General features: G+C 63.2%; 15 protein-coding genes. 9 read left to right on the forward strand and 6 right to left on the reverse strand.

Annotated features, from left to right (window positions below):
- Nucleotides 1-36: 36 nt before the first annotated feature.
- The 5 genes from IEC33019_RS18690 to edd all read right to left on the reverse strand — a co-directional run bounded on the left by IEC33019_RS18690 (nucleotide 37) and on the right by edd (nucleotide 6427).
- Nucleotides 37-1299 carry an ABC transporter substrate-binding protein gene (locus tag IEC33019_RS18690; protein ID WP_070093188.1) on the reverse strand — a complete coding sequence of 421 codons (1263 nt, stop codon included), beginning with the start codon at nucleotides 1297-1299 and terminating at the stop codon, nucleotides 37-39.
- Between the two features lie 135 nt (nucleotides 1300-1434).
- Nucleotides 1435-2889 (reverse strand): ATP-binding protein, encoded by a 1455-nt coding sequence (locus IEC33019_RS18695; protein WP_070093189.1) that lies wholly within the window; start codon nucleotides 2887-2889, stop codon nucleotides 1435-1437.
- On the reverse strand, nucleotides 2870-3568 hold the full coding sequence (gene gltR / locus IEC33019_RS18700) for a two-component system response regulator GltR (protein ID WP_254171041.1): 699 nt from the start codon (nucleotides 3566-3568) through the stop codon (nucleotides 2870-2872). The genes IEC33019_RS18695 and gltR overlap by 20 nt, the downstream gene beginning before the upstream one ends.
- A 76-nt stretch (nucleotides 3569-3644) precedes the next feature.
- The gene (locus IEC33019_RS18705; RefSeq protein ID WP_070093191.1) at nucleotides 3645-4604 is read right to left on the reverse strand and encodes a glucokinase; all 960 of its coding nucleotides are present in this window, start codon (nucleotides 4602-4604) and stop codon (nucleotides 3645-3647) included.
- Entirely contained in the window at nucleotides 4601-6427 is a 1827-nt protein-coding gene (gene edd, locus IEC33019_RS18710; protein WP_070093192.1) for a phosphogluconate dehydratase, read from the reverse strand. Before edd ends, IEC33019_RS18705 begins: the two co-directional genes overlap by 4 nt.
- A 265-nt stretch (nucleotides 6428-6692) precedes the next feature.
- Here edd and gap point away from each other — a divergent pair, with 265 nt between their 5' ends.
- The 6 genes from gap to IEC33019_RS18740 all read left to right on the forward strand — a co-directional run bounded on the left by gap (nucleotide 6693) and on the right by IEC33019_RS18740 (nucleotide 13451).
- Complete coding sequence (gene gap, locus IEC33019_RS18715) at nucleotides 6693-7694, forward strand: type I glyceraldehyde-3-phosphate dehydrogenase (RefSeq protein WP_070093193.1); 1002 nt, start codon at nucleotides 6693-6695, stop codon at nucleotides 7692-7694.
- 195 nt (nucleotides 7695-7889) lie between these two features.
- Nucleotides 7890-8402 (forward strand): RNA polymerase sigma factor, encoded by a 513-nt coding sequence (locus tag IEC33019_RS18720; protein WP_070093194.1) that lies wholly within the window; start codon nucleotides 7890-7892, stop codon nucleotides 8400-8402.
- Nucleotides 8403-8494: 92 nt separating this feature from the next.
- Nucleotides 8495-9457 carry a FecR family protein gene (locus IEC33019_RS18725; RefSeq protein ID WP_070093195.1) on the forward strand — a complete coding sequence of 321 codons (963 nt, stop codon included), beginning with the start codon at nucleotides 8495-8497 and terminating at the stop codon, nucleotides 9455-9457.
- Nucleotides 9458-9584: 127 nt separating this feature from the next.
- Nucleotides 9585-12182, forward strand: coding sequence for a TonB-dependent receptor (locus IEC33019_RS18730; RefSeq protein ID WP_070093196.1), 2598 nt, complete (start codon nucleotides 9585-9587; stop codon nucleotides 12180-12182).
- 203 nt (nucleotides 12183-12385) lie between these two features.
- Entirely contained in the window at nucleotides 12386-12979 is a 594-nt protein-coding gene (locus IEC33019_RS18735) for a biliverdin-producing heme oxygenase (RefSeq protein ID WP_070093197.1), read from the forward strand.
- A gap of 55 nt (nucleotides 12980-13034) precedes the next feature.
- Nucleotides 13035-13451, forward strand: coding sequence for a YbaN family protein (locus tag IEC33019_RS18740; RefSeq protein ID WP_070093215.1), 417 nt, complete (start codon nucleotides 13035-13037; stop codon nucleotides 13449-13451).
- Between the two features lie 14 nt (nucleotides 13452-13465).
- On the opposite strand, the gene arcD (IEC33019_RS18745) is transcribed toward IEC33019_RS18740, so the two are convergent.
- On the reverse strand, nucleotides 13466-14893 hold the full coding sequence (gene arcD, locus IEC33019_RS18745; protein ID WP_070093198.1) for an arginine-ornithine antiporter: 1428 nt from the start codon (nucleotides 14891-14893) through the stop codon (nucleotides 13466-13468).
- Nucleotides 14894-15328: 435 nt separating this feature from the next.
- Here arcD (IEC33019_RS18745) and arcD (IEC33019_RS18750) point away from each other — a divergent pair, with 435 nt between their 5' ends.
- The 3 genes from arcD (IEC33019_RS18750) to IEC33019_RS18760 all read left to right on the forward strand — a co-directional run bounded on the left by arcD (IEC33019_RS18750) (nucleotide 15329) and on the right by IEC33019_RS18760 (nucleotide 19118).
- Complete coding sequence (gene arcD / locus IEC33019_RS18750) at nucleotides 15329-16756, forward strand: arginine-ornithine antiporter (protein WP_070093199.1); 1428 nt, start codon at nucleotides 15329-15331, stop codon at nucleotides 16754-16756.
- 31 nt (nucleotides 16757-16787) lie between these two features.
- Complete coding sequence (gene arcA, locus IEC33019_RS18755) at nucleotides 16788-18041, forward strand: arginine deiminase (RefSeq protein WP_070093200.1); 1254 nt, start codon at nucleotides 16788-16790, stop codon at nucleotides 18039-18041.
- Between the two features lie 66 nt (nucleotides 18042-18107).
- Nucleotides 18108-19118 (forward strand): ornithine carbamoyltransferase, encoded by a 1011-nt coding sequence (locus tag IEC33019_RS18760; protein ID WP_070093201.1) that lies wholly within the window; start codon nucleotides 18108-18110, stop codon nucleotides 19116-19118.
- Nucleotides 19119-19290 lie beyond the last annotated feature (172 nt).

A 19290-nucleotide genomic window follows, 5' to 3' on the forward strand; every position in this document is an offset into this window, starting at 1 on the left:
TACAGGGGCCTGTAACGTCAGGGAGAGGCAGCAGTACTACTGCGCCGCCTTGATCGCCGCGCCCAGCTGCTTGGCCGCCTTGGCAGGATCTGCCTTGGGGTCGTTGAGGAAGTTGGTGACCACGTCGAAGATGGCTCCCTGCACCGCCAGTGACGAGGCCATGTTGTGCGCCATGCTCGGTTGCAGCCCCTGGCCTTTCTCGGCCTCCTGGAAGTCCTTCTGCGACTGCTGGGTGCAGGCGTCGAACGCACTCATGTCCATGCCCTGGCGCACCGGCAGCGAGCCCTTGGCCTGGTTGAAGGCGGTCTGGAAGGCCGGCTCCAGCGCGACCTTGGCCAGGTCGTTCTGGGCCTTGATGTCGCTTTCGTTCTTGAGCTTGAACATCGCCAGGGAGTCGATGTTGTAGGTGAAGCTGCCCTGGGTGCCGGGGAATGGCACGCACTGGTAGTCCTTGCCGGCCACCTTGTGGGCGGCGGTCCATTCGCTCTTGGCCCAGTCGCCCATGATCTGCATCCCGGCCTTGCCGTTGATGACTTCGGCGGCCGCGATGTTCCAATCGCGGCCGGCCCGGTTGGCATCCATGTAGGTGCCCAGGCGCTGCAAGGTCTTGAAGGTCTCGACCATCTTGTCGCCGGTGAGCGTCTGCTCGTCCAGCTCGACGAATGCCTTGTGGTAGCCCTCCGGGCCCAGGATGCTCAGGACCAGGCTTTCGAACACCGTGCTGTCCTGCCAGGGCTGGCCGCCATGGGCCAGCGGTTGAAAGCCTGCGGCCTTGAGTTTGTCGGCGGCGACGAACAGCTCATCGAGCGTACGCGGCACTTGGGCGCCCGCCTTCTCGAACACCACCGGGTTGACCCACAGCCAGTTGACCCGATGGATGTTCACCGGAACGGCCACATAGTGGTCATCGTACTTCCAGATGTGCGTGAGCTTGGCCGGCAGCAACGCATCCCACTGGTTGGCGTTGGCCACCCCGTCGAGTTCGGCGAGCAGGCCTAAAGCGCCCCACTCCTGGATGTCCGGGCCCTTGATCTGCGCGGCGGCAGGTGGGTTGCCCGCCACGGCACGACTCTTGAGTACGGTCATGGCGGCAGCGCCTCCACCACCGGCCACGGCATTGTCCTTCCAGGTGAAACCGTCTTTTTCGACCTGCTGCTTGAGGGTATTGACGGCGGCGGCCTCGCCGCCGGAGGTCCACCAATGCAGGACTTCGACAGTCCCGTTATTGGCGGCCAAGGCCGTCAGCGGCAGGCATGAGGCGAGGGAAACGACAGCGGCGAGGCGAATGATCGCATTCATCGTGGAGAACCTTTCTTGTTGTTATGCGAAGGCAAGTCATGGGTGCTTGCGCTTGCCTTGGAGTCTAAACAGCCGGCGAAGGCCGCCAGGTAACGAAGGGATGCGCGAATGTCACCAAGCGGTGACATTCGCCACTCAATCGATGCTGCGCGGCAGGCTCAGGGTGACCCGCAAGCCGCCCTGGCGCAGGTTCAGCAGGCTGACTTCTCCGCCATGGCTGTGAGCGATATTGCGCGCGATGCCTAGCCCCAGCCCGTAGCCCTGCTGCTGACCGGCCAGCCGAAAATGCGGCTCGAACACCTGTTCCAGACGCTGTTCCGGCACCCCGGGCCCTTGGTCATCCACTTGCAGGACAAACCCCGTGGCGCTGTCGAGAATGCGCAGATGCGCCCGCTCGCCATACTTGATGGCATTGTCGATCAGGTTGCCAATGCACCGGCGCAGGGCCAGGGGCTTGCCCGCATAGGGCGCCAGGGCACGCCCTTCGAGGGTGATGCGGCCATCGCCCAGGTAAGGCTCGGCGAGTATCTCCAGCACTTGGTTGAGGTCCACCGGTTCGATGTTCTCGTGGATGTCGGTGTCTTTCACGCACTGCAACGCCCCTTTGACCAGCAGCTCCAGCTCATCGAGGTCACGGCTGAACTTGGCCTGCATTTGCTCGTCCTCAAGCAGCTCGACCCGCAGGCGTAAGCGCGTGATGGGCGTACGCAGGTCATGGGACACTGCGCTGAACAGCTGCGCGCGCTCGGTCAGGTAGCGGCTGATGCGCTCGCGCATGCTGTTGAACGCCCGCCCCACTTCAGCCACCTCACTGCCGCCGCCTTCGGTCACCGGCGCGACATCGGCCCCCAGGGACATCTCTCGCGCCGCCCGCGCCAGACGCTTGAGCGGGCGGCTCTGCCAGTGCACGAGCAAACCGATGAACAGCAACAACAAGGCGGTGGTCAACGCGATGAAGCCGATCTGCTGACGCGGCAGGCGTTGGGCCTCAAGGCTCGTGTAAGGCTCAGGCAACAGCGAGGCGATGTACAGCCACTCGCCTTCGTCCAGGCGGATCTGGGTGACCAGCACCGGCGGGTTGAGCGGCTCCAGGGTGAGTGAATAATGCGCCCAGGAGCGGGGCAACTCATCGAGTTTCAGGCCACTGTTGAAGATACGCAGCTCCTGGGGGCTGACGAACGCCACGAAGATTTCCATCTGCGGCCCCAGCCGCTCGTGCAGGACCGACTGGAACACGTCGATCACCGCCTGCTTGCGTGGTGTGATCGGCAGCATGGGCATGTCCAGCGGCTTGTCGTTGAGCGAGACGAAGAACCGCGTGCCACCCATGCTGCGCAACTGGTCCAGGACCATGGGCCGATAGGCGACCGGCAACGAACGGAAGTAACTGACGCTGGCGCTCATCGAATGGGCCAGGCTGCGGGCACTGGCCTGAAGCCCCTGAAGCTGGCTGGCGCGTAACTGGGAGACCCAGATCAGGCTCGACAGCCCTTGGGCCAACAGCACCACCAGCAATGTCAACGACAGCATGCGCCCGAGCAGTGAGCGCGGCAGCAGGCGCCAGCGCCGCTCAGCAGGCAGGGCAGACATGGGCCGCCAGCAGGTAACCACTGCCGCGCACAGTGCGGATCAGCCGTGGCGGTTTGTCGGTGTCCCGCAGGCGCTGGCGCAGGCGGCTGACCGCCATGTCGACGATACGGTCCAGCGGCATCGGCTCACGGCCTCGCGTGGCATTGCCGATGGTGTCGCGATCGAGGATCTGCTGCGGATGGTCAAGAAACAGCTTGAGCAGGGCGAAGTCGGCGCCGGAGAGAATCACCTCTTCGCCATCACGATGGAACAAGCGATGACTGATGGTATCCAGGCGCCAATCGTCGAAGGCCAGCACCGCCTGGCAGGGCGCCACCTGACCGAAATCGGCGCGGCGCAGCAACGCCTTGATCCGCGCCTGCAACTCACGCGGGCTGAACGGTTTGCCCAGGTAGTCGTCGGCGCCCAGTTCCAGACCAATGACCCGGTCGGTCTCGTCGGAGCTGGCGGTCAGCATGATGATCGGCACCCGCGCCAGACGCGGGTGCTGACGCACCCAACGACACAGGCTGAAGCCATCCTCATCAGGCAGCATCACATCGAGAATCACCAAGTCACAGGGCACGGACTCCAGCGCCTGGCGAAAGCCCCGGCCATCGGCCTCGGCATGCACCTGGAAGCCCGAGCGGCTCAGGTAGGTCTGCAGCAGTTCACGGATTTCCTGGTCGTCGTCGACCATCAGGATCGATTTACCGGCGGTGGTCACTGAACCTTCCTCTGGTGGTGATAACGGATGGGCACCAAGGGCCCGGCGATCAATGATCCAACGCCTGCTGCAGCGCCACTCCTGCCCCCAGCAAGCCGGAGAACTCCGCCGTCACCAGCCACACCGGCACACCCTCCAAATAGCCGCTCATGCAGCCCTTGTCGACAAAGCTCGTGGCAAAACCGCTCTGCAGAAACAGCTCGGCAAAGCGCGGAATCACGCCGCCGACAATATAGACCCCACCCCGCGCCCCCAGGGTCAGGACATTGTTACCGGCCACACGCCCAAGGAAGCGGCAGAACTGCTCGACCACCGCCAGGGCTCGCGGCTCGCCGCCCAGCGCCGCATCGGTGATGTGCGCGGGCGTCTTGTGCCGGGGTACGTCGCCATCGAGCGCACACATTGCCTGGTACAAGCGCACCAGCCCGCCGCCACTCAATACTGTCTCGGCGCTGACATGGCCGATCTGCCGATGGATCTGCTGATGAATCGCCGCCTCGCGCTCGTTGCCCACCGGCAGGTCGACATGCCCGCCCTCCCCTGGCAAGGCCAGCCAGTGCTGGTTGTCCAGGCGCAACAGGCTGCCTACGCCCAGGCCGGTGCCTGGGCCGATGACCAGGGCCGGGCGCGCAGGGTCGGCGGCGCCCGGGCACACCTGGCGATACTCGCCAGGCTGCAGACGCGTCATGCCCAGAGCCATGGCACTGAAGTCGTTGATCAACAGCAGGTGCTCGACCTGCAAGGCCTGGCAGAAAGCACGGCGGCTCAGCCGCCAGTGATTGTTGGTGAAGCGAAACGCATCGCCGCTCACCGGCCCCGCGACCGCCAGGCACACCGCCGCCAGCCCACCCTGGGCGATGCCTTGCCTTGTCAGATAAGCCTCGATGGCCTGCTCAGGACTCGTGTAATCGGCAGTCGCCAGGACCTGTACCGCCTGTAACTGGTTGTCGTGCCACAGGGCAAAGCGGGCATTGGTGCCGCCGATATCGCCAACCAGCAGTGCTTTCATTTCAGTCGCTCCAGGGCAGAGGTGAAGGCGCTGGCACCCTGCTCGGCCGGGCTGAACGCCACACGCATGAAGCCAAACAGTTCGCGTCCCATGCCCAGGTCATTGCCCTGGGGAGGCGCCGGCTGGTCACGGGTGGCCAGTTCCTCGGCCGATACCATCAGTTGCAACGTGCCTTCGATGCCATCGACCCTCACGATATCGCCATCGCGCACTCGCGCCAGCGGCCCCCCGTCGTAGGCCTCGGGGCACACGTGGATGGCTGCCGGAATCTTGCCCGAGGCGCCGGACATCCGACCGTCGGTGACCAGCGCCACCTTGTAGCCCCGGTCCTGCAGTACGCCCAGGAAGGGCGTCAGCTTGTGCAGCTCGGGCATGCCGTTGCAACGCGGCCCCTGGAAGCGCACCACCGCGACGAAGTCGCGCTCCAGCTCGCCGGCCTTGAAGGCATCGGCCAGAGACTGCTGGTCATGGAACACCCGGGCCGGCGCTTCTACCACCTGATGCTCGGGTGCTACCGCCGACACCTTCATGACGCCACGTCCGAGGTTGCCATTCATCACCCGCAGGCCGCCTTCGGCCGAGAACGGTCGCGCCACCGGGCGCAGGATGCTCTCGTCCAGGCTCTGGCGCGGCCCTTCACGCCACACCAACCTGCCCTCCTCGAGGAACGGCTCCTGGGTGTAGCGGCGCAGGCCGTGGCCAGCCACGGTGTTGACATCCTCGTGCAAAAGCCCGGCATCGAGCAGTTCGCGGATGAGAAACGCCATGCCGCCCGCCGCCTGGAAGTGGTTGATGTCGGCCTTGCCGTTGGGATAGACGTGGGACAGGGTCGGCACCACCTCGGAGAGGTCCGCCATGTCCTGCCAGGTCAGCTGGATGCCGGCAGCCTGGGCGATGGCCGGGATGTGCAGGGTATGGTTGGTGGAGCCGCCGGTGGCATGCAGGGCGACGATCGAGTTGACCAATGCCTTTTCATCGACGATCTCGCCCAGGGGCATGAAGCGGCCACTGGCCTTGGTCATGCGTGTGACCTGCTGCGCCGCCTCGGCGGTCAGGGCGTCACGCAACGGCGTGTAGGGATTGACGAACGAAGCCCCCGGCAGGTGCAGCCCCATGACTTCCATCACCAGTTGGTTGGTGTTGGCCGTGCCGTAGAAGGTACAGGTGCCAGGGCTGTGATAGGACTTCATCTCCGACTCCAGCAGCTCTTCGCGGCTGGCCTTGCCTTCGGCGTAGCGCTGGCGTACGTCGGCCTTTTCCTTGTTGGAGATGCCCGAAGGCATCGGCCCGCCGGGGACAAAGATGGTCGGCAGATGACCAAAGCGCAGGGCGCCCATCATCAGGCCCGGCACGATCTTGTCGCAGATGCCGAGCATCAATGCGGCGTCGAACATGTTGTGGGACAGGGCGATGGCGGTGGACATGGCGATCACCTCACGGCTGGCGATGGCCAGTTCCATCCCCGGCTCGCCCTGGGTGACGCCATCGCACATGGCCGGCACGCCACCGGCGAACTGGCCGACCGAGCCGATCTCGCGCAGGGCCTGTTTGATCTGTTCCGGGAAGTGCTGGTACGGCTGGTGCGCCGACAGCATGTCGTTGTAGGCCGAGACGATAGCCACGTTGGCGGCGTTCATCATCCGCAGGCTGTGTTTGTCCTCGGCACCGCAACCGGCTACGCCGTGGGCAAAGTTGGCACATTGCAGGCCGGCGCGCATGGGGCCGTCGCTGGCCGCGCCGCGAATCAGCTCCAGGTAGCGTTCACGGGTGGCACGGCTGCGTTCGACCAACCGTGCGGTGACCTCAAGGATGCGCGGATGCATGTACTGGACTCCAGGCTGACTGTAAGGGTGGCGTCGATGGGCATTTCCCCTTCAAACGATTGCGGCCTAGGCTCAAGGTAAAGGGGCCTGACGCGATCTGGGGGTGGTCTGCCCGACCACTCGTTGTAGGTTTAACAAAATACTGCCATCAAAAAGGCTTGTTTTCTATCCAGCAGTGAATAATCTTGTAATTCCAATAACAAAACCGTTTCAGTGAAGTGACCTTTTTGCCACAAGCTTCACTCGGACTGCCAGAGGTAATGCCATGACCCTTCGCATCGCCATCAATGGATTTGGCCGCATCGGACGCAACGTCCTGCGCGCACTCTATACCCAAGGCTACCGCCAGGACCTGCAGGTCGTCGCCATCAACGACCTGGGCGACAGTGCAATGAACGCCCACCTGCTCAAGTACGACAGCGTGCACGGCACATTCGATGCACACGTGGAGTCCGACCAAGAGAGCCTGACGGTCAATGGCGACCGTATCGCGGTCAGTGCCATCCGCAATCCTGCGGAGCTACCTTGGAAGGCCGAAGCGGTGGACGTGGTGTTCGAATGCACAGGCTTGTTCACCGACCGCGCCAAGGCTGCCGCCCACCTGAGCGCCGGTGCGGGCAAGGTGATCATCTCGGCACCCGCCAAGGGCGCTGACGCCACGGTGGTGTATGGGGTGAACCACGACACCCTGCGCGCCTCGCACCAGATCATCTCCAATGCCTCCTGCACCACCAACTGCCTGACGCCGATCGCCCAGGTGCTGCACCGCGAGTTCGGCATCGAGCAAGGGCTGATGACTACCATCCACGCCTACACCAACGACCAGGTGCTCACCGACGTCTACCACACCGACCCCTACCGCGCACGCTCGGCCACCCAGTCGATGATCCCGAGCAAGACCGGCGCCGCCGAGGCCGTGGGCCTGGTGCTGCCGGAACTGGCCGGCAAGCTCACCGGCATGGCGGTGCGGGTGCCGGTGATCAATGTGTCGCTGGTGGACCTGACCGTCAACCTCAAGCGTGAAGCCCGCGCCGAGGAGGTGAACCAGCTGTTCCTCGAAGCCAGCCGGCATTCGCGCATCCTGGGCTACAACGCCCTGCCGCTGGTCTCCTGCGACTTCAACCACAACCCGCTGTCGTCGATCTTCGATGCCAACCACACCCGCGCCAATGGCAGGATGCTCAAGGTGCTGGCGTGGTACGACAACGAATGGGGCTTCTCCAACCGCATGCTCGACAACTGCCTGGCGCTGTGCAACGCAAATTGATCAGGCAGCCCATCGCAGGCTTTGTCAGTTGCTTTCGAGGACTGGTGAAGCCTGCCATGGGCCGCAACGCGGCGCGGCGCCTCTGCCACAAAGTCGTCACACAGCGATACTTACCCATTCTTTACGTCGATGAGACTTGACCAACACAACAGATGATAAGCATTATCATTTGCCTTTCATCGGTCAGGTTTACCCGTGAGTCAGTCCCGGTTCAACACAGTGTTCCTCACCCAGCGCCTCCCCTTGCTGCGAACGTTGCAGCGCATGGTGGGCAACCCCAGCACGGCCGAGGACCTGCTCCAGGAGACCTACCTGCGGGTCACCCGTGCCCTGGGCGAACGGCCCATCGAGCACCTGGAACCGTTCGTGTTCCAGACCGCGCGCAACCTCGCGCTCGATCACCTGCGCGCCCGTCGGGTGCAGGCCCGCACGCTGGTGGACGATGTTCCTGACGAGGTGCTGCACAACGTCGCCGCGCCGACGAGCAGCAGCGAAGATGCCGCCCATGCGGAGCAATTGCTTGAGCACCTGAGCGTCAGCCTCAACCAACTCACCCCACGCCAGCAATGCATCTTCATCCTCAGCCGCCTGCAGGGCGCCAGCTACCTGGAGATCGCCGAGCAGTTGAAGGTATCGGCCAGCACGGTACAAAAGGAGCTGAAACTGATCATGGCCATCTGCATGGGCGTGGCCGACCGCCTCAAATGAGCCGACCATTCGCCGGCCGACAAAGGCAAAGCCCTTGCCACGCTCCCTCGCAGCCATGATCATTCGCGAAAGAACCACAGCAAGGATTCTCCGTGACAGACTGCCCCGCTCCTCGCCCGTCGCCCGACGCGCCTGATGCCCGAGCGCGTGCCATGGATGAAGCGCTGGACTGGCTGGTACGCCTGCAATGCGCCAGCGAGCAAGACACCCGGGATTTCGAAACCTGGCTGGGCGCCGCCGCGCAAAACGCCGAAGCCTACGTCGAAGCCGAAACCCTGTGGAACGGCGCGCCGCTGCATCAGGCCGCCGCGCAACTGAATCACCGTCGCCGTACCACCTTGGGCGGTCGTCTGCGTACCCATTGCAAGCCCCTGGCCACCGCCGCCGTGCTGCTGGTCGGGCTGTTCACCTTCGGTAACCTGCCTATGCGCCTGCAGGCCGACCACCTGACCGTGGTCGGCGAACGCCAACGCCTGCAACTGGACGACGGCGCCCGGGTGTTGCTCAACACCAATTCAGCCTTCGCCAGCGACCTGCGTGACGGCCGCCCAGTCGCACGCCTGTTGCAGGGCGAGGCGTACTTCCAGGTACCCGGCAACGGCCCTGCTGCGCTGGAACTGGAAGCAGGCCCGCTGCGCGCGCAGGCACAAGACACCGACTTCGCCGTGCGCTACCTCGATGGCGAGGCGCAAGTCAGGGTGCAACGGGGCGATATCGACCTGCAAAGCGCTCGCGACCAGCGCATCCGGCTTTCGGCCGGCGACAGCATCAGCGTCGGCCCCCAGGGGTTCGGCCAGCGCCAGCGCCGGGACATGCACAAGGACCTGGCCTGGGTCGAAGGCCGCCTGGTGTTCGAGAACTGCCCCCTCAGCCAAGTGCTGGCCGAGGTTCGCCGCTACTACCCTGGCTGGATCATCACTCGCAACCCGCAGCTAGAACAGGTGGCGGTGACTGGCAACTACCGCTTGGACCAACCCCTGGAAACCCTGCGCGCCCTGGCCCACATCACCTCCGCGCAGTTGCATGAGTATCCGGCGCTGGTGATCCTCAACTGACGCCCTGAAGTTTTTTTACGCGATCGCGTCTACCCGTCCGTCTCGTTATAGCCAATGCAACTGATTCTTGTTTGAAAACAGGAACGGTCATCACCTATAACAGTTCGCGCGTCAGGGAGCGCTTTCGATGTCCACAGGTCCAACTCGCCCGTCCACCCCTTCTCGCCGCATGGGGCAATTGTCCCTGCTGACCTTGGCCCTGCTCGCCAGCGGTGCCTGCAGCCTGCCCACCCTGGCCGCAGAACCGGCAAAGGCCAGTAGCCCACGCCTGGGTGACTACCGCTTTGCCATCGAGCAGCAGCCTTTGGTTTCGGCGATCAACGCGTTCAGCCAGGTCACCGGCTGGCAGGTTGGCTTCAGCGCCGAACTGGCTGAAGGCGTATCGTCGCCTGGGGTACGGGGCTCGCTGCCGCCGGAGGCTGCCCTGCGCCGCCTGTTGCAAGGCACGGGGCTGAGCCTGCGCAAAATCGGCAATGCCAATGTGGTGCTGGAGCGCCAGCAGGCCGGCAATACCATCGCCCTGCAGCAACTGACCGTCAGCGCCACCCGTAGCGCCCAGGACGTCAGCCAGGTGCCCAGCACCGTGAGCGTGCAGACCCGCGAGCAACTGGACCGCCAGAACGTCAACGACATCAAGGAGCTGGTCCGTTACGAGCCGGGCGTCTCCGTCGGTGGCGTCGGCCAGCGTAGCGGCCTGAACGGCTACAACATCCGTGGCATCGATGGCGAGCGGATCCTCACCCAGGTCGACGGCGTCTCGGTTCCGGATGGTTTCTTCTACGGCCCCTACGCCCAGACCCAGCGCAACTACGTCGACCCCGAGATCGTCAAGCGCGTGGAGATCCTCCGCGGCCCGGCCTCGGTGCTCTATGGCAGCAATGCCATCGGCGGCGCGGTGAGCTACTTCACCCTCGATCCGGACGACATCATCAAACCTGGCAAGGACGTGGGCGCCCGCCTGAAGACCGGCTACAGCTCGGCCGATGAAAGCTGGCTGACCTCCGCCACCGTCGCCGGCCGCCAAGGCGACTTCGACAGCCTGCTGCACCTGAGCCAGCGCAACGGTCACGAGACCGAATCCTACGGCGAGCACGACGGCACAGGCCTTGACCGTACCAAGGCCAACCCCGAGGACGTGCGCACCACCAACGTACTGGCCAAGCTGGGCTGGAACTACGCCGACGATGCGCGATTGGGCTTTACCTATGAGCGCTACAAGGACGATCGCGACCAGAATGTGCTGAGCGCCGTGGGTGGACCGTTCATTCCCGGCATGGGCGCTTCGAACATGTATCGCGCCCGCAGCACCGACGACACCATCACCCGTGAACGCTTCGGCATCAACCATGAGCTCGGCCTCGACAGCGCGCTGGCCGATCACCTGAAATGGAGCCTGAACTACCAGATCGCCAAGACCGATCAACGCACGGGGGAGCTTTACTTCGCCCGCGGCCGTGAAGTGCTCCGTGATCGGCAGACGACCTACAAGGACCGCCAATGGGTGCTGGATGCACAGCTCGACAAAGCCTTCACGATTGGCGCCAGCGACCATCTGCTGACCTACGGCACAACGCTCAAGCAGGAAAAAGTCACCGGCGCTCGTAGCGGTACTGGCGTCTGCCTGAATGTAGGGGGCACCTGCACAGCCATCGGCCAGATCAGTCCTGCCGACAGCCTGGCCCGGGTCAGCGACTTCCCCGACCCGACCATCAACACCTACAGCCTGTTCGCCCAGGACGAGATCCGTTGGAACAACTGGACCTTCCTGCCAGGCGCGCGCTACGACTACACGCAGCTCAAGCCACACCTGACCGATGAGTTCCTGGCCACCCTGCCGACCTCGGGCAACACCACCGTCAACGACAAACAGAAGAACTGGCACCGCGTTTCACCCAAGCTGGGCGTGACCTATGCCTTCAACGACCACTACACCTGGTACGGGCAGTACGCCGAAGGCTTCCGCACGCCGACAGCCAAGGCGTTGTATGGCCGCTTCGAGAACCCGGCCGGCGGCTATGTGGTCGAGCCGAATCCGAATCTTGAGCCGGAAAAGAGCAAAAGCTATGAAACCGGCCTGCGCGGCAACTTCGATGCGGGCAACTTCGATGTCGCCGTCTTCTATAACAAGTACCGCGACTTCATCAATGAAGACGCCCTGCTCAACGGCGACGATGCGCTCGATTTCCAGGCGCAGAACATCAAGTACGCGACCATCAAGGGCGCCGAGGTCAGGGGTCGCCTGAACCTCGATCGTTTTGGCGCGCCGCAGGGGCTGTACACCCAAGGCTCGGTGGCCTATGCCTATGGCCGCAACGACGACACCGGCCAACCGCTGAACAGCGTCAACCCACTCACCGGCGTGTTTGGCCTGGGGTATGAACAGGACAGCTATGGCGGCCTGTTGAGCTGGACACTGGTCAAGCGCAAGAACCGCGTCGACGACACCACGTTCTTCTCCCCCGATGGCAGCACTTCGCGCTGGCGTACCCCCGGCTATGGCGTGCTCGACCTGAGTGGCTTCTACAAGATCACCGACGACCTGACCGTCAATGCCGGCCTGTACAACCTGACCGACAAGAAGTACTGGCAGTGGGATGACGTACGCAGCTACGCCACCGTCGGCCGCAACGGCCAGAGCGAAGCCGCCGTCACCCAGCCGGCCAACCTCGATCGCCTGACTGCACCAGGGCGCAACTTCGCCATCAATTTGATCTGGGATATATGAACACGCGCCATAACCGGGGCCGCTTCACGGCCCTTTCGCCACGCAACGCCGCTCCTACAGCGACAGCACCATACGTGTAGGAACGGGCTTGCGTCGCGAAAGGGGCGCAAAGCGCTCCCAGTCATCCGTCGTCGCACATTTTTTACTGCCGAACCCGATCTGATTCGTCTCGTCTAGAGCCCTCACATCCCAAGGACCACGCCATGACCACCATCCCAACCCTGCGCTCCCAGCGCCTGAACCAGGTCACCCATGCGCCGCACACCGAGCTGGACGCCTTGGTCAAATCGCACAAGCCCTTCGACAGCCGCGAAAGCTTCGCCCGTTTCGTGGTCGCCCAGTACCTGTTCCAGTCCGAACTGCAGGCCCTGTACAACGACCCGCAACTGATCGCCATCGTGCCGGACCTGCCCCAACGCTGCCGCGCCGAGCAGGCGCGCCTGGACCTGGCTGACCTGGACACCGATGTCCCCGCCCCATTGCCCGGCGCGCTGCAACGCCCGAGCCTGGGCCAGGCCTTGGGCTGGATCTTCGTCTCCGAAGGCTCCAAACTGGGCGCCGCGTTCCTGATCAAGCGTGCCGTGGCGCTGGAGCTGTCCGACAGCTTCGGTGCCCGTCATCTGGGCGAGCCGGCCGGTGGCCGTGCCGAAGGCTGGAAACAGTTCACCCGAATCCTCGACAGCCTCCAGCTGTCGGCCGAGGAGGATGCCGCCGCCGAACGTGGCGCAGTCGCCGCCTTCGAGCGCTTCACCGTACTGCTCAAGCATGCCTATGCCGCAGATGCCGCATTGGCCTGACAGGTTTCAACCGGCCACCACCTGGATGGCCGGACCGTTTTTTTGCAGTGAGACCATGACCCGACCCGCCCGCTCGAAACTCGCCCGCCTGCTGTACGCGATCCTGGCCTATGTCAGCTTGGGTATCGGCCTGGTCGCGATCGTCATCCCTGGCCTGCCAACCACCGAATTCATTCTCCTGGCCGCCTGGGCCGCGACCCGCAGCTCACCGCGCCTTAGCGCATGGCTGGAGCAGCATCGGTTGTTCGGGCCGATCCTCTACAACTGGCGCAATGGCAAGGTGATCCAGCGCAGCGCCAAGATCAGCGCCACGCTCAGCATGTTGCTGTGCGCGGGGCTGATGCTGACGTTCTTCGAGCATCGCTGGCCGGTGTTCCTTGCCATTGGCGGTATGGCCTTGGGCAACCTGTGGATCTGGTCGCGCCCGGAGCGGCACACCCCACCTTGCCCTGCCCAACAACTGCCGCGATAGGGCGCAAAGCGTCCCTACAAACTCAACAGCCCTGAGTACAAGGCATAGGCCGCCACCCCCGCCCCCGCCAGCACGGCAACGAAAATCAGCTTCTCCCATGAGGTGAACAGCGGCTTGCCCTGCTCATGCTTGGCTCGGGCGAACAGGATGACGCCCGGCGCATAGAGCAGCGCCGACAGCAGCAGGTACTTGAGCCCGCCGGCATACAACAACCAGACGGCATAGACCAGCGCCACCAGGGCGACCATCAGGTCCTTTCGACGCAGCTGCGGCTGGTCGGCATAGCCTTCGCCACGAAATGCCAGCAGCACCGCATAGGCCGCCGACCAGAAGTACGGCACCAGGATCATCGACGACGCCAGGTAGATCAGGCTGGTGTATGTGCCCGCCGAGAACAATGTGATCAGCAAAAAGCCCTGGATCATCACGTTGGTCAGCCACAGGGCATTGGCCGGCACATGGTTGGCGTTCTCCCGCGCCAGAAAACGTGGCATGGTCTGGTCCCGCGCCGTGGCGAAAAGGATCTCTGCGCACAGCAGCGCCCAGGACAACAGCGCACCCAGCAGGGATATCGCCAGGCCAATGCTGATCAACAAAGCCCCCCAGGGCCCGACGATGTGCTCCAGCACCGAGGCCAGCGAGGGGTTCTGCAGATTGGCCAACTCAGGCTGGGTCATCACGCCCAACGACAGCACGTTGACCAGTACCAACAGCGCCAGCACCCCGAGAAAGCCGATCACCGTCGCCTTGCCCACATCCGAGCGATGCAGTGCCCGCCCCGAATACACGCTGGCGCCTTCGATACCGATGAACACGAATACGGTCACCAGCATCATGTTGCGCACCTGATCCAGTACGTTGCCGAACTTGGGATTGCTCAGGCCCCAGATGTCGCGGGTGAAGATATCGGCCCGGAACGCGAACGCGGCAATCACAATGAAGATCAGCAGCGGCACCACCTTGGCCACGGTGGTCACCTGGTTGATGAAGGCCGCCTCCTTGATGCCGCGCAGCACCAGAAAATGCACCGCCCACAGCAGCAACGAGGCACACGCGATGGCCACCGGCGTGTTGCCCTCGCCAAACACCGGGTAATAAAAGCCCAAGGTGCTGAACAGCAGCACGAAATAGCCCACGTTGCCCAGCCATGCGCTGATCCAGTAGCCCCAGGCCGAGGAAAAGCCCATGTACTCGCCAAAGCCGGCCTTGGCATAGGCATACACCCCCGAATCCAGTTCTGGCTTGCGGTTGGCCAGGGTCTGGAACACAAAGGCCAGTGCCAGCATCCCCACGGCAGTGATGCCCCAGCCGATCAGCACCGCGCCCACGTCGGCCCGCGCCGCCATGTTCTGCGGCAACGAGAAGATCCCGCCGCCGATCATCGAGCCCACCACCAGCGCGATCAACGCCCCCAAGCGCAGCTTCTGTCCCGGTTCACTCATAGGGCTCCCCTTTGGGCTGTTGTCATACGCATGAAACACTATGTTGATTCTTATAAGGCAGCAGCCAACTTATATTAGACCAAGCGATCAAGGCTAAAGCGCTAATAACGGGTTCGTCTATATACTTGGCATTAATACTGCGTCTTCCATGAGGCAGGTCAATGACAAATATAGTGAAGGCGGAATTTTCACGAAAATTTGCTTATTGCCCAAAAGCGGCTAGCTTGAAACCTCGCAGGCTACACGGAGTTTTTGCTCTAGAAGGACACGGAGGTGCCAGCACACAAGGCCTGCAGCAAAGCTGTCGGCACTCTCCAGGAGTCGCGTGAAGGATTTTTCCTACTTCACATCGCCATGAAACTGACCCAAGTCAGCACATGGCATAGGCGTCGGATTTACTCTGAGGTCAACTTTCTCCTGGCATGGAGTTGTTAAATGTCTGATTCTCCCGGAAAACTAAAACTGGGTGCACTTGTTGCACTTGTCGTCGGTTCCATGATCGGTGGCGGGATCTTCTCGTTGCCGCAAAACATGGCCGCCAGCGCCGGTGTCGGCGCTGTATTGATTGGCTGGGCCATCACGGCGGTGGGCATGTTGACCCTCGCCTTCGTGTTCCAGACCCTGGCCAACCGCAAGCCGGATCTGGACGGCGGGGTGTATGCCTACGCCAAGGCCGGGTTCGGTGACTACATGGGCTTTTCCTCGGCCTGGGGCTACTGGATCAGCGCATGGTTGGGCAACGTCGGCTACTTCGTGCTGTTGTTCAGCACCTTGGGCTACTTCTTCCCGATCTTCGGCGAGGGCAACACGCCGGCTGCGGTGATCGGCGCCTCGATCCTGCTGTGGGCGGTGCACTTCCTGGTGCTGCGCGGCATCAAGGAAGCGGCGTTCATCAACTTGGTCACCACCGTGGCCAAGGTCGTGCCGCTGGCGCTGTTCGCGCTGATCTGCCTGTTCGCCTTCAAACTGGACATCTTCACCGCCGACATCTGGGGCAAAGGCTCCCCGGACCTGGGTAGCGTGATGGACCAGGTGCGCAACATGATGCTGGTCACCGTATGGGTGTTCATCGGCATCGAAGGCGCGAGCATCTTCTCTTCCCGGGCGGAAAAACGCTCCGACGTGGGCAAGGCCACGGTCATCGGCTTCATCACCGTGCTGCTGTTCCTGGTACTGGTCAACGTGTTGTCGCTGGGCGTGATGACCCAACCGGAACTGGCCAAGCTGCAGAACCCGTCGATGGCCGCCGTGCTCGAGCATGTGGTCGGTCACTGGGGCGCGGTACTGATCAGCGTCGGTCTGATCATCTCGCTGCTCGGGGCTCTGCTGTCCTGGGTGCTGCTGTGCGCCGAGATCATGTTCGCCGCGGCCAAGGACCACACCATGCCGGAGTTCCTGCGCCGCGAGAACGCCAACCAGGTACCGGCCAACGCCCTGTGGCTGACCAACGCCATGGTGCAGATCTTCCTGATCATCACCCTGTTCTCCAACAGCACCTACCTGTCGCTGATCTACCTCGCCACCTCGATGATCCTGGTGCCCTACCTGTGGTCGGCGGCCTATGCGGTGCTGCTGGCGGTACGCAGTGAAACCTACGAGCAGGCCCTGGCCGAACGGCAGAAGGACCTGATCATCGGCGGCATCGCCCTGTTGTACGCCATCTGGCTGCTGTATGCCGGCGGCGTGAAATACCTGCTGCTCTCGGCCCTGCTCTACGCCCCTGGCGCGATCCTGTTCGCCAAGGCCAAGCGCGAGGTCGGCCAACCGATCTTCACCTCGATTGAAAAACTGATCTTTGCCGCCGTCGTGGTGGGCGCCCTGGTGGCCGCCTACGGACTCTACGACGGCTTCCTGACGCTTTGATCCACGTCTTCGCATTCTTGGAGGAATGAACATGTCCACGGAAAAACAGAAGTACGGTGTCCACTCCGAAGCCGGCAAACTGCGCAAAGTGATGGTGTGCGCCCCAGGCCTTGCACACAAGCGCCTGACCCCGAGCAACTGCGACGAACTGCTGTTCGATGACGTGATCTGGGTCGACCAGGCCAAGCGCGACCACTTCGACTTCGTCACCAAGATGCGCGAGCGCGGCGTCGATGTGCTGGAGATGCACAACCTGCTCACCGACATCGTGCAGATCCCCGAGGCCCTCAAATGGATCCTCGATCGCAAAATCACCCCTGACACCGTCGGTGTCGGCCTGACCAACGAAGTGCGCAGCTGGCTGGAAAGCCTGGAGCCACGTCGCCTGGCGGAGTTCCTGATCGGCGGCGTAGCCGGCCAGGACCTGCCTGAAAGCGAGGGCGCCAGCGTGGTCAAGATGTACAACGACTACCTGGGCCACTCCAGCTTCATCTTGCCGCCTCTGCCCAACACCCAGTTCACCCGCGACACCACCTGCTGGATCTACGGCGGTGTGACCCTCAACCCGATGTACTGGCCGGCGCGACGCCAGGAAACCCTGCTGACCACCGCCATCTATAAGTTCCACCCCGAGTTCACCAAGGCCGACTTCCAGGTCTGGTATGGCGACCCGGACAAAGACCACGGCCAGGCCACGCTCGAAGGCGGCGACGTGATGCCGATCGGCAAGGGCATCGTGTTGATCGGCATGGGCGAACGCACCTCGCGTCAGGCCATCGGCCAACTGGCCCAAAACCTGTTCGCCAAGGGCGCGGTGGAGAAAGTCATCGTCGCCGGGCTGCCAAAATCCCGCGCGGCCATGCACCTGGACACCGTGTTCAGCTTCTGCGACCGCGACCTGGTCACGGTCTTCCCGGAGGTGGTGCGCGAGATCGTGCCGTTCATCATTCGCCCTGACGAAAGCAAGCCCTACGGCATGGACGTGCGCCGCGAGAACAAATCGTTCATCGAGGTGGTCGGCGAGCAACTGGGCGTCAAGCTACGGGTGGTCGAGACCGGTGGTAACAGCTTCGCCGCCGAACGCGAACAGTGGGATGACGGCAACAACGTGGTGGCGGTCGAGCCTGGCGTGGTCATCGGCTACGACCGCAACACCTACACCAATACCCTGCTGCGCAAAGCCGGGATCGAAGTCATCACCATCAGCGCCGGCGAACTGGGCCGAGGCCGTGGCGGCGGCCACTGCATGACCTGCCCGATCGTGCGCGACCCAATCGACTACTAACGACCATTTCCCCGGCCGTCCTCACAAGGCGACGGCCGGGCTGCCCCGAACTCAAGGAGAACCGTCATGGCGTTCAATATTCATAACCGCAACCTGCTCAGCCTCGAACACCACACCACCCGTGAGCTGAAATACCTGCTGGACCTGTCCCGCGACCTCAAGCGCGCCAAGTACACCGGCACCGAGCAGCAGCACCTGAAGGGCAACAACATCGCCCTGATCTTCGAAAAGACCTCGACCCGCACCCGCTGCGCGTTCGAAGTCGCCGCCTATGACCAAGGCGCCAACGTCACCTACATCGACCCGAACTCCTCGCAGATCGGCCACAAAGAGAGCATGAAGGACACCGCCCGCGTGCTCGGCCGCATGTACGACGCCATCGAGTACCGGGGCTTCAAACAGGAAATCGTCGAGGAACTGGCCAAATTCGCCGGCGTGCCGGTGTTCAACGGCCTCACCGACGAATACCACCCCACCCAGATGATCGCTGACGTGCTGACCATGCGTGAGCACAGCGACAAGCCCCTGCACGACATCAGCTATGCCTACCTGGGCGACGCCCGCAACAACATGGGCAACTCGCTGCTGCTGATCGGCGCCAAGCTCGGCATGGACGTACGCATCGCCGCGCCCAAGGAACTGTGGCCCCATGACGACCTCGTGCAGCGCTGCAAGCAGTACGCCGAGGAAAGCGGCGCGCGCATCACCCTGACCGAGGACGCCAAGGCTGCCGTCAAGGACGTCGACTTCATCCATACCGACGTCTGGGTGTCGATGGGCGAGCCGGTCGAAGCCTGGGGCGAGCGCATCAAGCTGCTGCTGCCCTATCAGGTGAACAAGGAGCTGATGAAAGCTACCGGCAACCCACGCACCAAGTTCATGCACTGCCTGCCGGCGTTCCACAACTCCGAGACCAAGGTCGGCAAGCAGATCGCCGAACAGTACCCGCACCTGGCCAACGGCATCGAAGTCACCGATGATGTGTTCGAGTCGCCGGCGTGCATCGCCTTCGAGCAGGCGGAAAACCGCATGCACACGATCAAGGCGATCCTGGTGTCGACCCTGGCTGACCTGTAAAGGCTGACTCGGCAAGCCGGGCAACCCGGATCCCTGTAGGAGCGGGTTTACCCGCGAATGCGTCAGTAGCACCAGCCGCGTTGCATGGGCTGACGCTTTCGCGGGTAAACCCGCTCCCACAAGGGGCGGCGATACCGGTCGAGAGCAGCGCACCCTTCTTTCGCTTAAAGGA

Source organism: Pseudomonas putida, from assembly GCF_002741075.1.
In the GTDB taxonomy this organism is placed as follows: Bacteria; Pseudomonadota; Gammaproteobacteria; order Pseudomonadales; family Pseudomonadaceae; genus Aquipseudomonas; species Aquipseudomonas putida_T.

Coding starts and splice junctions, on each gene's coding strand:
- IEC33019_RS18690 (WP_070093188.1), bottom strand. CDS start 1,299: ATGAATGCGATCATTCGCCTCGCCGCTGTCGTTTCCCTCGCCTCATGC.
- IEC33019_RS18695 (WP_070093189.1), bottom strand. CDS start 2,889: ATGTCTGCCCTGCCTGCTGAGCGGCGCTGGCGCCTGCTGCCGCGCTCA.
- gltR (WP_254171041.1), bottom strand. CDS start 3,568: ATGGTCGACGACGACCAGGAAATCCGTGAACTGCTGCAGACCTACCTG.
- IEC33019_RS18705 (WP_070093191.1), bottom strand. CDS start 4,604: ATGAAAGCACTGCTGGTTGGCGATATCGGCGGCACCAATGCCCGCTTT.
- edd (WP_070093192.1), bottom strand. CDS start 6,427: ATGCATCCGCGCATCCTTGAGGTCACCGCACGGTTGGTCGAACGCAGC.
- gap (WP_070093193.1), top strand. CDS start 6,693: ATGACCCTTCGCATCGCCATCAATGGATTTGGCCGCATCGGACGCAAC.
- IEC33019_RS18730 (WP_070093196.1), top strand. CDS start 9,585: ATGTCCACAGGTCCAACTCGCCCGTCCACCCCTTCTCGCCGCATGGGG.
- IEC33019_RS18735 (WP_070093197.1), top strand. CDS start 12,386: ATGACCACCATCCCAACCCTGCGCTCCCAGCGCCTGAACCAGGTCACC.
- IEC33019_RS18740 (WP_070093215.1), top strand. CDS start 13,035: ATGACCCGACCCGCCCGCTCGAAACTCGCCCGCCTGCTGTACGCGATC.
- arcD (WP_070093198.1), bottom strand. CDS start 14,893: ATGAGTGAACCGGGACAGAAGCTGCGCTTGGGGGCGTTGATCGCGCTG.
- arcD (WP_070093199.1), top strand. CDS start 15,329: ATGTCTGATTCTCCCGGAAAACTAAAACTGGGTGCACTTGTTGCACTT.
- arcA (WP_070093200.1), top strand. CDS start 16,788: ATGTCCACGGAAAAACAGAAGTACGGTGTCCACTCCGAAGCCGGCAAA.
- IEC33019_RS18760 (WP_070093201.1), top strand. CDS start 18,108: ATGGCGTTCAATATTCATAACCGCAACCTGCTCAGCCTCGAACACCAC.